This window comes from Pseudomonas sp. PARCl1, from assembly GCF_947311875.1.
Lineage (GTDB): Bacteria > Pseudomonadota > Gammaproteobacteria > Pseudomonadales > Pseudomonadaceae > Aquipseudomonas > Aquipseudomonas juntendi.
Map to the genome: position 1 here is coordinate 14,870 of NZ_CAMZMX010000031.1, position 12,172 is coordinate 27,041.

The window sequence follows — 12,172 nt, forward strand, 5'->3', positions numbered from 1 at the left end:
AGCTCTGTCTCGAGTCAACGGGGCGCAGGTTTGAACGGAAATTGCCAGGGGCAACCACTGCCCGATCCACCACCGTGCAACGCGCTTCGGTGCCGCAATGGCCTACCGGACTTGCTGCTTGGCTGCGCGGGTGAACAGCTAAAGCAGGCTACGATAGAGCTCGGCATAGCCAGACGCCATGGCCGATGCGGTGAATACCTGCTCATAGCGCTGCAACGCCCGCCCTCCCATGGTTTGGGCCATGGCCGGATCGTCCCACAACCGTTGCATGGCTTGCGCCAGCGCTGCGGCATCGCGTGGAGGCACTACCAGCCCCGTCTCGTCGGCCAGGTTGATGAACGTTGTGCCCGATCCCATTTCGCAGGAGATAAGCGGTTTGCCATACATGGCCGCCTCCAGCAGCGAGATGCCGAACGACTCCGAACGCAGGTGGGACGGGAAAGCGAAGGCGTAGCACAGTTCAAGCAACGCCGCCTTGTCGTCATCCGGCAGCCCGCCCAGGAACTGGACATTGTGCAACCCCGCCTCCGCCGCCTGCTGCTTCAGCTGATGCTCAAGGAAGCCGCCCCCCATGATCACCACCGGCAAGCCGTTGATACGCGCGGCTTCCAGCAAATAATCCAGGCCCTTGTAATAGCGCAAGGCGCCAACGAACAGGAAAAAACGCTCGCCCAGGCGTTGCCGCCAATAGGCCAGCTTCTCGGCACTGGCGGCGGGGTAAGTGGACCGGTCCAGACCATAGGGAATTATGGCGACCTTGTCTTTGAACTGGGTCAGCACCGGGCTATGCGCGGCATAATTCGGCGAAGATGCAACTATACGATCAACGCTGGAAAAGAACCGCCGCATCAAGGGCTGGTAGAGCTTGAGCAGCCACTTTTGCTTGACGATATCGGAGTGGTAGCTGACCACGGTCGGTTTGTTCAGCCGGGCCAGGAAGTGCACAACATCCATGTACGGCCAGGGGAAGTGGTAATGCACGATGTCTGCCTGCCTGGCGAGTTCGGCAAAATCCTTCATTGCCGACAGCGAGAAGCCCGTGGAGGCGACGTGCAAATCCAGCTTGGCCCGATGGGTGCGGTGGTTGGCCACGCATTCGTCACGCCCTGAGCCCCGTGGGCTGAGGTAGAGCACTTCAGGTTCAACGCCGTGGGCTTGAGTCCCTTCGGCAATCTGGAAGATTACCTGCTCGATACCGCCCATGGAGTCCGGGTAGTACGTTTTGAAAAAATGCAGAACCTTTATCATCTTTCCCTGACCGACTTGTAAACCTCGACCGTTGCCTGGGCACAGCGCTCCCACGAGAAGCCGCCGGCATGCAACAGGCCCTGCTGCACCGCCGTTGCACGCCAGGCTTCGTCCTCAAGCCCTTGCTGCGACAATGCAGTCAACCCTTCAACATCATCAGGTGCGCACATCAGCGCAGCCGGGCCTGCCACCTCCGGCAGCGACGAGCTGTTGGAGCACACCACGGGCACACCGGAGCTCATGGCTTCGAGCACCGGCAAGCCAAACCCTTCGTAATGCGACGGGAAGGTGAACAGGCGCGCGCCGGCGAACAGCAAAGGCAGGTCTGCGCTGGCCACGAACCCGAGGTAGCGTGCCCACCCCTGCTGCTGCGCCTGGGCGATACGGTCATGAATGGCTTCGCTGCGCCAACCATGGTAACCGGTAAGAATCAACGGCCAGCGTTGGCGCAGGGCGAGCGGAAGACGACTGTAGGCATCCAGTAGCGAGACGATGTTCTTGCGCGGCTCGATGGTGCCGACGAACAGGCTATAGCCGCCCGGTTCGAGGCCATGGCGGGCCAAGGCCTCGCGCAGGGCACCCGGGCTGCGGGGGTGAAACTGTGGCGAACTGGCCAGGGGGACCGCGTGAATTCGGTCCAGCGGCCAATTGAAATAGTCTGCCAGTTCCTGTCGCATGCAATGCGATACGGTAATCAAGGCGTCTGCACGCTTGAGGCTTTGCGTAAGCTCCTTTTGCAGATACCGCGCGATTTGCGGCGTATGGCAGTGCGCCCAAGTGAACGGCGACAAATCGTGAAACGTCGCCACCCGCGGACCTGCAAATGGCGGCAGGTAAAAGTTGGTACTGTGATAGATGAAGTCTTCATGCCCGCGCAGCGCTTGCTTGCGCAGAATGGGCATCAACCGCCGGTACACTTCCACAGCCAGTGCGTTTTTCTGCACAAAGCGCTTCAGGCCGTGCACAGCGTCGGACTGGTCAGAAGGTGAAACCAGTTCGGGCAAAAACTTGCGACCAGCAAACAGCCGCAACTCGCTGATTTCCTCAGCGTGCTGCAGCCGCGAGGCTAATTCATAGGTATAACGCCCAATGCCGGTAAGCGGAAAGCGCACCGACTCTACAGAAAGGATAAGCTTCATTTATCAGCAAGCATCCAACCCAGCGTTTCATCCAGCGACGGGGTTTCCCAGCCAGGTAGCAAGGCCCGCAGCTTTGCGTTGTCACCACACAGGGTTTTGACCTCGTTAGCGCGGACAAACGCCGGATTCACGTGTACCTCGAGTTGGTGCCCAGTGATAGCCGAGCACTTGCCGATCACTTCGCGCAACGAATGGGTTGTACCAGAACTGACATTGATCGCCTGCCCGACCGGCCGTGCTTCGATCAAGCCACGATAGGCCTGGACAACCGCGCGCACGTCACTGAAGTCGCGCCAGACATCCAGGTTGCCAAGCTCGATCACTTCGGCCTTGCGGCGAAAGTGCGAGACGATCTTGGGTAGCAGGAAGTTGTCTGCCTGCCCAACACCGGTGTAGTTGAAGGGCCGCGCGATAACGATAGGCAGCCGATCGCACCACAACCTGGCCATGTATTCCATGGCCAGTTTGCTGACCGCGTAATCATTGGCGGGCGCCGGCGGCGTCTGCTCGTTCAGCAGCCCTTCGGAAACGTTGCCGTAAACATTGGCACTGCTGGCAAGCAACACACACTCGGGTGTTTTGCCGCAGGCCGCAATAGCTTCGAGCAGGTTGCGCGTACCTATCAGGTTGACCTGATAGAACGCGTCGGCGGCACCATGCCCTACAAAAGCAATGGCAGCCAGATGGACGATGACATCCGGCTGCAGTTCGGCCAGCAACGCGCGCAACCCAGGCCCGTCGGCAAGGTCGACCTGACGGTAGTCAGGGGCCTGCAGGGGCTGGCTGCCAGTGCCGAAAACTTCATAGCCAGCAGCTCGTAGTTCTGCCGCCATGTAGCGGCCGGTGAACCCGTGTATACCTGTGATGAGTGCGCGTTTGCTGGCCATTTGCATCAGAACGAGAACCCTTGTTCGTTACGACGCAGGTCGGCTTCGACCATCATGCGGCACAGCTCTTCGAGGCTGGTCTTGGGCTCCCAGCCCAGCACGTTCTTGGCCTTTTCCGGGTTGCCGATAAGCAGTTCGACTTCGGCTGGGCGGTAGAATTTCGGGTTGATGACAACCAGTACCTTACCGGTTGCAGCGCAGCTGCCCTGCTCTGCTTCGTCTTTGCCGCTCCACTTGATTTCAATACCAACTGCCTTGAAGGCCATGGTAACGAAGTCGCGTACGGTTTCGGTACGGTTGGTGGCGAGCACGAAGGTATCCGGTTCGGCAGCCTGCAGCATGCGCCACATGCCCTCTACGTATTCCTTTGCGAAGCCCCAGTCACGTTTTGCGTCGAGGTTACCCAGCTCCAGCTTGTCCAGCAGGCCCAGCTTGATCTTGGCTACCGAGTCGGTGATCTTGCGGGTCACGAACTCACGGCCACGCAGTGGCGACTCGTGGTTGAACAGGATGCCGCTGGTGGCGAAGATGTTGTACGACTCACGGTAGTTGATGGTCATCCAGTGAGCGTAGAGCTTGGCCACACCGTAAGGGCTGCGCGGGTAGAAGGGGGTGGTTTCGACCTGCGGAATTTCCTGCACCTTGCCGAACATTTCCGAGGTGGAAGCCTGGTAGAAGCGCGCCTTGGGGTTAACGATACGAATGGCTTCGAGCAGGTTGACCGCGCCCAGGCCGGTGATTTCGGCGGTGGTCAGCGGTTGCTCGAACGACACACCCACAAAGCTTTGCGCGGCGAGGTTGTATACCTCGGTGGCCTCGGTGGTTTGCAGCAAACGGATGCTGGCCGACAGGTCGGTGAGGTCGTATTCGACCAGGTGCAGGTTAGGGTTGGTATGGATACCCAACTCCTCGATGCGCCAGAAGTTGACCGAGCTGGTGCGACGGTAGGTGCCGTAAACGGTGTAACCCTTTTCCAGCAGCAGTTCCGCCAGGTAGGCGCCGTCTTGACCAGTGATCCCAGTAACGATTGCTTTCATGCGACTTAACCAACTCCGGTAGTGCCGTGCGGGCATGGTAATTGATAAAACCACGCGGGCCATTGCCGCCACGCGTGTGAAATTTTAATGCGGAAGTATACATAGGTCGGACGGCGGACTCGACTTGCAAAATAACCGCGCGACGGAGCGTGCCGTTTACACTTTGCCTACCGGTGCTTTGGGCAGGGTGCAGCGGGTGAACGCCCTGGTAGATGACGTGAAGGATAAGTACCCGGGCAAAGGCTTTCCAGCCTCTAGCGTGTAGGAAAGGTCTGAAACGGAAGGCGGGGCCCGTGCCGACCACCGCCTGCCGCCCAGCGCTCAATCAGCCACGCGCATTGACCCGCGCCACATCACCACCCGGCAAACTGGTTTCAGGCACCGGGCTAAGCCATACATTTACGTTGTTGACGCTTTCCTCGGTCAACTCGCCTGCCCAGCGGTTCAGCAGAAACAGGTTGGTGATGAAGTCGTACTGGGTTTTCAGCAGGTCACGCCGGGCCTTGAATTCGTTCTGCACCGCGGTCAACACATCGACGGCGTTGACCACGCCGAAAGAAAACGCCTTCTGCGCCGCCAGGCTGGACTGCTGCGCCGAGGACAGCGCATTGCGGTTGGCGCGGATCTTCTCGACAGCGGCCTGCGCGGTAAGGTAGGCAGTGGTAGTTTCCTTGACCACCTGGCGGCGCACGCCCTCCAACTGCTCCTCGGCTGCCAGCTGATCATCGTACAGCCCACGCACCCGAGCTGAAGTGGAACCCCCGCTGTAGATTGGGATTTTCAACCCCAGCGACGCCACATAGCTGTCACTGCGCGGTGCCTGGGTATTGTCAAAACCCTGGTCGTTCTGCTGCGCAGTCAAACTCAGGCCCAACTGCGGATAGTGCTCACCCTTGCCTTCGCGCACCGCCGCTGTGGCTGCGTCTGCTCCACTTTGGTACGACTTGAGCATCGGGTTGGTTTCAATAGCCTGAGTGACCCAGTTCTGCAGGGGCCGGGTAGGCGCCTGCAACGCTACGTCATTACGAACCCGGCTAAGCGGCTCGGTAATCGGGCGCCCGACAATCTCGGCCAACGCCTCGCGGCTGACCTGCACCTGGTTGCGCGCTTCAACTTCCTGCGCAAGCAAAAAGTCTACCCGCGCCTGCATATCCAGCTTGTCGGTAATCTTGGCCATTTGCCGGTCGAACATGCTACTGACGCGGTCAAGGTTTTTCTGGGTGGCCCGGCGTTCCGCCTGGACCAAGGCCAACTCGTCGTCTGCCGCGAGGGCTACGAAGTAGCGCTTGGCCAGGTCGACCGTGGCCTCCGCCAGGGTATCCTCCGCCTCAAACCCTTTCTGGGCCTTGACACTCTTGGACTTCTGGTAACGCTCCCAAGCCGGCTTGTTGTAAAGATACTGGGTCAAGCTGAGCGAATAGGTTTCGGTGTTGTAGATGTCGCGCTCGAGTTCATTCTTTCGCAGAATGCGGCTGGAGTTGGCATTGGCCGACACCTGAGGCAACAATCCACCCAGCGCGGCACGCTGCTGCTCACTCGCAGAGCGCGCCCGTGCGTACGCCGCCAGCACCCGCGGGTCTTCCAGGCGCGCCTCCCGGTACAGCCCGGCCAGGTCCAACGCATAAGTTGAAGCCGATACGCCCTTCGGAGCAACGCCTTCGCCGCCCCTCCCCTCCACGGCCACCGCCTGCCAGGCGACCATGCACATCATTACTCCCGGTAGCAAACGCAGCACGGTCATTCCTCAATCAGCGATTCAGCGAACATGTTGCGCGCCGGTTTCAGCAGGTATTGCAGCATGGTGCGGTCGCCTGCATTGATCAAGACTTCGGCCGGCATGCCAGGTTGCAGCTTGCGACCGGCCAGTTTCTTCATGCCGTCTTCGGTGACTTTAACGCGCACCAGGTAGTACTGATCGCCCGAGCGCTCATCAACCAGGCTGTCCGCCGAAATGCGCGTCAGCTTACCCTCGATGATCGGCGTAGTGGCCTGGTTGAAAGCCGAGAAGCGGACGTCCGCAGTTTTGCCCAATTCCAGCCGGTCGATATCCCGCGGGGCTACTTTGGCTTCAACTACAAGCTCGGACTGCGCTGGCACAATATCCAATAGCGGCGTTGCGGCACTGACGACACCGCCAATGGTGTGCACCTTCATATCCAGCACCATGCCGCTTTCAGGGGCACGGATAACTACGCGGGAAAGGCGGTCGCGAAGCGCTGCTTCCTTTTCCTGCAGGTCGAACACCTGAGCCTGTACGTCGGAAAGCTCCTTGGCAACATCGGCATCGAACTTCTTCTTCAACTGCACGATTTGCAGTTCGGTCTCGCCAATCTGCAACTTGGTCTTGGTGATGCTGGACTGGTGGTCAGCCACTTCGGTCTTGAGCATGTCAAGCTTACGCTCCTGCTCCAGCAACCGCTGGTTGTCGACAAACCCCTCTGCCAGCAACTCCTTCAGTTGCTTGATTTCACCGGAATAAGACTTCTCCAGGCCTGTCTTGGTGCGAATCATGTCGTTCAAGCCAGCAATCTGCTGTTGCATTTGCTGGATACGCTCGCGGTTGACAGAAATTTCGCCCTGCAAGGAATCATGGCGCGCCTTGAACACTTGTTGCTCACCAGCCAACGCTTCCTGGGCACGACCAGAGTCGGTGCCCTCCATCGTCACCGCCGGGATCGACACCAGTCCGTCGCGCTCGGCGCGCAGGCGTGCCTCTTTATAGCGTGCAACGATAAGCTGGTTGCGGGTGGACTCGTATTCAGCGCTGAGCTGTGACTCGTCCAGCACTATCAGCGGGTCACCTTTGTTCACCAGGTCACCATCCCGGGCATGCAGCTCTTTGACGATACCACCTTCCAGGTGCTGCACGGTCTTGCGGTAGTTCTGCACGGTGACCACGCCAGTGCCGTGCACTGCGTTGCTCAAGGGGGCGAAAGCCGCCCAGGTACCGAAAATGCCGAAGGTGACAAAGACGATGGTCAACCCGATGCGGCGGATGCCGCGATCCGAGGTGGGCAGGTCATCAAAATTGTGGTCGAACGCTGTGATCGCTTTACTGCTCATCTAGAAATCCTTTCAAGCACCGGTGCTGGTAGGGGCAGGTGCAGCTGCCGGGGGCGCAGAGGGTGCTGCGGGCGGGTTAGCAGGCGCCGCCGCGCCCGCCGCCTGGGCGCCACGCTGAAGCTTGGCTTGCTGGGCAGCCAGCTCGGCAATAACGCGGTCACGCTCGCCATACATCGAAATAGTGCCACCGGCCATGACCAGGATACGGTCCAGGCGTGTAAGGATATTGGGACGGTGCGAAACAATGAACACCGTCGCGCCAGTTTCCTTGAGCTTTTGCAGGGCTACCCCCAGCGCGCGCTCGCCTACATCATCAAGATTGGAGTTGGGCTCGTCGAGCACGATGAGGCGCGGGTTGCCATAAATGGCGCGCGCCAGGCCGATACGCTGACGCTGGCCACCCGACAGGTTTACCCCGTCGCTGCCGATGACCGTGTCGTAGCCATCTGGCAGCATCAGAATCATTTCATGCACACCCGCCGTTTGCGCGGCCTGCACTACCTTGTCCGGGTCTACCTTGTCAAAACGCGCGATGTTCTCGCTGATGCTGCCCTCGAACAGCTCAATGTCCTGCGGCAGATAGCCCACATACGGGCCGAGGGCTTGTTTGTCCCAGGTGGAGATATCGGCGCCATCAAGGCGTACAACACCATGCTGTGGTGGCCAGATACCCATCAATGCCCGCACCAACGTGGACTTACCGGCTGCGCTCGGGCCGACGATGCCAACGATGGAGCCAGCGGGAGTAACAAAGCTGATGCTGCGGAGCACCGGGGCTTTGGCGCCTGGTGGGGCGACGATGAGGTTTTCGACCTGAACGTGACCTTCTGGAGCCGGTAGCGGCATGCGCTCTGGTTCTTTCTTGAGGTCGTCCATCACCTTGCTTAGCCGGTCATATTGTACTTTCGCCGCAACAAATCCCTTCCAGCTGTTGATCATCTGATCGATGGGCGACAACGCACGGCCGAGCAACAGCGAACCCGCCATCAAAAGGCCGGGATTGATTTCATGAGTAATCACGAGGTAGGCCCCGATCGCCAGCATAGCGGACTGCGACCACGTCCGGAACATTTTGGAGACTGAGCTAATCGCGCCGCCTTTATCGCTTGCCTGCGATTGCAACAGCATTACATTGCGCTGGCGTTTAGCCCAGCGACTCATAAGCGTCTCGAGCATACCCATGGACTCGATCACTTCGGCATTTCTAAGGGTTTTGGACGTTATCACGTTAGAAGCTACATTCTCCTTGTTCGCCGAAGCCAGCGCTTGACCGGTCACCCGATGGTTGACCACTGCGAACACGGTCAAGACAGCACCACACCCCAAGGTCATCCAGCCAAACCAGGGGTGGAACAAGAACATTATCGCCGTGTAAATGGGAAACCATGGCGCATCGAAAAAAGCGAAAATGCCTGGACCGGTGAAGAACTGACGCAACGCCGTGAGATCATTCAACGACTGGGCAGTAGCATCTGCCCCGCCACTATTGAGAGCCCGCTTGAAGCTCGCCCGGTAAACGTCGCGACTCAACAGCACATCTAACCGATTGCTGATACGGACCATGATCCGCGACCGCACCCACTCCAGCGACCCCAAAGTCAGCAACAGGAAAGTCAGAATCAAGGTAAGCATCAATAAGGTAGATGCGCTGCCCGAGGGCACAACCCGGCCCGACACTTGAATCATGTAAAAGGTGGGAACCAGCATCAGCGCGTTTACGAAGAAGCTGAAGAAACCGACCGAAAGGAAGCTGCTTTTGCAGGCTCTGAGGGCGGCTTGCAGGTTATTTTCGGAATGTGAACTCATGGTATCCATACTGAGGAGGCGGAAGCGGCAGGCAGTGTAACACCCGGGTAGGCAAGTCTGGCTCTCAGATTGTCGGCAAACCCGTCTCGTTCCCCGACCAACCGCGATTATTCGTGAAAATTTGCCGAGCAACCCTGCCGTGCTCCCCCGCCTTTTGCAGGACGCAACAACAGGCGACAAACGGCTGGCAAATGAATACCTCTTGTCAAGGGCTTGTCAAAAAAAAAACTGCTGCAGTGCAAACCGCCTACAACCTCAGGTAGGTTGCTGATTTTTCTCATGTTTTTCCATGGCTATATTCACCTATTATTTTTGTCGGGTACTACAATAGGGGGAGCGAGAGCGTGAAACGTAGCGCTAAGTTCCGGAAGAATATGAAATTTTTTTTAGATTTCTTGGTTGACAACCTTTCCCTCTGACGGCATCTTCGCCACTCGCAGGGAGCCTTCACCGGCCGTTTGGTGCACGCACGGGTTTGAGCAAGTTAGCTACCAGTGTTTTTGCTTAAAAGGAGCTTAACAACGCCATGTCTATGCCTTCGCAGACCCTTGACGGCCTGAAAATCAGTTCCCGGGTTACGCTGCTCGAGCCGGGCATGTACATCTTCCGCTACGCCTCGCAGCCGCCTGCCGACAAGCCCGTCTGCATCGCGCTACAGCAAGCGCCATTGGGCAAAGGCTCCATAGACTTCTTCCCCGCCGAGGGCGTCAGCAAAAACATGCTGACCAAACTGGGCGATACCATCGTGGCTCGGGTCAAAGGTGGCGTGACCACCGTTCTGATCACCGAATACCACATGTTCGACGAAGTGATCGACCCAATCGACCTTCGCATCGACCGCATAGACACCTCGCCGGCCATCATGCGCACCTACGCCGTTGTCGCAACCGCGGAGCCAGCCCAGGCCATTGCTGCCAGCGCCAAACCCTTACCCATCACGCTTACCGCCCACCTGAAAAAGGCGGGTGAGGTAACCTCCAATGAGGGTTGGGTAGGTGCACCCGGTACTGAAGATTTCATTGAATCGTTTGCCATCGAATGGGCTGAAAAACCGGTAGGCGTAGATTTGCTCTACACCTGCATGGTGGCTGGCTCAGGCCCTTGTCGCAATGTGTCGACGGGGACGTTCGTCGGTGCCAAGGCGCAGGGCCTACCACTACTGTGTGTTGGTTTCAGCCTTGTCGGCCCACTGCGCAAAAACTACGAATTGACTGGTGTTGTGGTGTTCGGAAATGCCGAGCCACAACGCCTGGTCGCCAATCAGATGATGCATGGCCCCACCGGCAACGAGCCGCTGGTGGCGCTGCATATCGCCCTGACCCCCGTTACGAAGATGAACGCTGCCCGCCTTAAGTCTCCGTGGGAAAACTCTGCAACTGAGCAGACTACTATTGCAGCAGGCCAACTGGCCTGAAGTAACAGGAATACACCATGCAATACGATAACCCCGTATCGAGCAGCGACGTACAAGCTACTCTGACCGCCGAAAGCGCCAACCTGTCCGACTCCACCATCGAGGCTATCAACAGCCTGCTGAACCTGGACAACGCAGAGACCGTTTCGGTTGCTGGTATTACCGGCACTACCGTTAAGCTGCCAGCTTCCGGTGCTGCAAGCATCGTTCAAGGCACTGTTGAAGGCGTTAAGGGCGACACCGTGGTACTGGACCTGGCCGCTGCTGAAGCTGCTGGCGCCAGCGTTTACCACCTGCAGAGCGATGCCAACCTGGTCGTGAACCTGGAAGGCCAAGCTGCCGCTCCTGCTGCCGACGTTCAAGCCTTCGCTGCCCTGGCTGCAGTCGATACCTCGGCTATCGAACTGGTAGTAGCCACCGGCAACGGTGACGACGTAATCACCGTTAAAGGCGACCAGAACACCCTGATCGACGCAGGCAACGGCAACGACACCATCGTTACCGGCAACGGCAATAACACCGTTATCGCTGGCGCTGGCAACAACAACGTCACCACCGGTACCGGCGATGACACCATCATCCTGAGCGGCAGCAACCACGCTGACATCGTCAACGCTGGCGAAGGCTACGACGTTGTTCAGTTGGACGGCTCGCGCGATGACTACACCATCGCAGTTGGCAACAACTTCAATGTCAACCTGACCGGTAACCAGACCGCAGCCATCACCGACGCCGAGTTCCTGACCTTCGTCAACGGTGAAGAAGTGGAAACTGTTGCCCTGGCCCACAACGACGCAGAAGCTGCTGCCCTGCGCCTGTACCAAGGCATCCTGGACCGCGACGTAGACCAAACCGGCGCCAAGTTCTTCACTGCCTATGTCAACAACGGTGGTTCGCTGACCGACGTTGCCAACGCTCTGCTGGATTCGTCCGAGTTCGCTGGCGTTAACAACGCTGCTGACGTCAACGAGCTGTACGAGGCCCTGCTGGGTCGCGGCGCTACCGATGACGCTGGCTCCAGCGTTTGGACCGAGCTGCTGGCCAACGGCGGTAGCCTGGCGGACGTAGCTGCTGCCATCTCGGTTTCGGCCGAAGCTCAGGCACTGGACGCGTCGAACGGTACCTTCGTTGAAAGCCTGTACGAAGCTGCCCTGGGTCGCGAAGCTGACGAAGCTGGCCTGCAGAACTGGGTATCCCAGCTGTTCAACGGCGCAAGCCGTGCCGACATCGCCCAGGCGATCGTTGGTTCTGCTGAAGCTGCCTCGAAAGCCAACTCCGACTTCATCGATTCGCTGTACCAGTCCGCTCTGGACCGTACTGCTGATGACGCTGGTAAGGCTCACTGGGCTGCTCAGCTGGAAGCTGGCGCTTCGCAGGCTGACGTTGCTATCGCAATCGTCGGTTCCGAAGAAGCCGTCGCCCACAACGACAACGTCGTTGTACTGCACGGCCAAGTGTAACTAGCCCTGCTGTAGCGAAGCATACGCCCAGCCGCAAGGCTGGGTCGTATGCAAAAAGGGGCGACTTTCGGGTCGCCCTCTTTTATTTTTTGTAGTAAAGCAAAGCCTATGTCCAGAC

9 protein-coding genes are annotated in these 12,172 nt (G+C 58.7%); 2 read left to right on the top strand and 7 right to left on the bottom strand.

What is annotated here, in order from left to right:
- Positions 1-138: 138 nt before the first annotated feature.
- The 7 genes from QME24_RS16500 to QME24_RS16530 all read right to left on the bottom strand — a co-directional run bounded on the left by QME24_RS16500 (position 139) and on the right by QME24_RS16530 (position 9,180).
- Complete coding sequence (locus QME24_RS16500) at positions 139-1,248, bottom strand: glycosyltransferase family 4 protein (protein ID WP_281690884.1); 1,110 nt, start codon at positions 1,246-1,248, stop codon at positions 139-141.
- Positions 1,245-2,387: a glycosyltransferase family 1 protein gene (locus tag QME24_RS16505; RefSeq protein ID WP_281690885.1), complete on the bottom strand. Its 1,143-nt coding sequence runs from the start codon at positions 2,385-2,387 to the stop codon at positions 1,245-1,247. The genes QME24_RS16500 and QME24_RS16505 overlap by 4 nt, the downstream gene beginning before the upstream one ends.
- Positions 2,384-3,280, bottom strand: a complete 897-nt coding sequence (locus QME24_RS16510; protein WP_281690886.1) for a GDP-mannose 4,6-dehydratase — start codon at positions 3,278-3,280, stop codon at positions 2,384-2,386. Before QME24_RS16510 ends, QME24_RS16505 begins: the two co-directional genes overlap by 4 nt.
- On the bottom strand, positions 3,280-4,311 hold the full coding sequence (gmd, locus tag QME24_RS16515) for a GDP-mannose 4,6-dehydratase (protein ID WP_009685964.1): 1,032 nt from the start codon (positions 4,309-4,311) through the stop codon (positions 3,280-3,282). The genes QME24_RS16510 and gmd overlap by 1 nt, the downstream gene beginning before the upstream one ends.
- 325 nt (positions 4,312-4,636) lie before the next feature.
- Positions 4,637-6,052, bottom strand: a complete 1,416-nt coding sequence (locus QME24_RS16520; RefSeq protein WP_281690887.1) for a TolC family outer membrane protein — start codon at positions 6,050-6,052, stop codon at positions 4,637-4,639.
- Positions 6,049-7,374, bottom strand: coding sequence for an HlyD family type I secretion periplasmic adaptor subunit (locus tag QME24_RS16525; RefSeq protein ID WP_281690888.1), 1,326 nt, complete (start codon positions 7,372-7,374; stop codon positions 6,049-6,051). The genes QME24_RS16520 and QME24_RS16525 overlap by 4 nt, the downstream gene beginning before the upstream one ends.
- A 12-nt stretch (positions 7,375-7,386) precedes the next feature.
- Entirely contained in the window at positions 7,387-9,180 is a 1,794-nt protein-coding gene (locus QME24_RS16530) for a type I secretion system permease/ATPase (RefSeq protein WP_281690889.1), read from the bottom strand.
- A gap of 532 nt (positions 9,181-9,712) precedes the next feature.
- Here QME24_RS16530 and QME24_RS16535 point away from each other — a divergent pair.
- Both QME24_RS16535 and QME24_RS16540 read left to right on the top strand, forming a co-directional pair.
- Entirely contained in the window at positions 9,713-10,594 is an 882-nt protein-coding gene (locus tag QME24_RS16535) for a hypothetical protein (protein ID WP_197885802.1), read from the top strand.
- Positions 10,595-10,611: 17 nt separating this feature from the next.
- Positions 10,612-12,054 (top strand): DUF4214 domain-containing protein, encoded by a 1,443-nt coding sequence (locus QME24_RS16540; RefSeq protein ID WP_281690890.1) that lies wholly within the window; start codon positions 10,612-10,614, stop codon positions 12,052-12,054.
- Positions 12,055-12,172 lie beyond the last annotated feature (118 nt).

Bases quoted from the DNA above. Each gene is read 5' to 3' on its own strand.
- QME24_RS16500 (WP_281690884.1), bottom strand. From the start codon at position 1,248: ATGATAAAGGTTCTGCATTTTTTCAAAACGTACTACCCGGACTCCATG.
- QME24_RS16505 (WP_281690885.1), bottom strand. From the start codon at position 2,387: ATGAAGCTTATCCTTTCTGTAGAGTCGGTGCGCTTTCCGCTTACCGGC.
- QME24_RS16510 (WP_281690886.1), bottom strand. From the start codon at position 3,280: ATGCAAATGGCCAGCAAACGCGCACTCATCACAGGTATACACGGGTTC.
- gmd (WP_009685964.1), bottom strand. From the start codon at position 4,311: ATGAAAGCAATCGTTACTGGGATCACTGGTCAAGACGGCGCCTACCTG.
- QME24_RS16520 (WP_281690887.1), bottom strand. From the start codon at position 6,052: ATGACCGTGCTGCGTTTGCTACCGGGAGTAATGATGTGCATGGTCGCC.
- QME24_RS16525 (WP_281690888.1), bottom strand. From the start codon at position 7,374: ATGAGCAGTAAAGCGATCACAGCGTTCGACCACAATTTTGATGACCTG.
- QME24_RS16530 (WP_281690889.1), bottom strand. From the start codon at position 9,180: ATGAGTTCACATTCCGAAAATAACCTGCAAGCCGCCCTCAGAGCCTGC.
- QME24_RS16535 (WP_197885802.1), top strand. From the start codon at position 9,713: ATGCCTTCGCAGACCCTTGACGGCCTGAAAATCAGTTCCCGGGTTACG.
- QME24_RS16540 (WP_281690890.1), top strand. From the start codon at position 10,612: ATGCAATACGATAACCCCGTATCGAGCAGCGACGTACAAGCTACTCTG.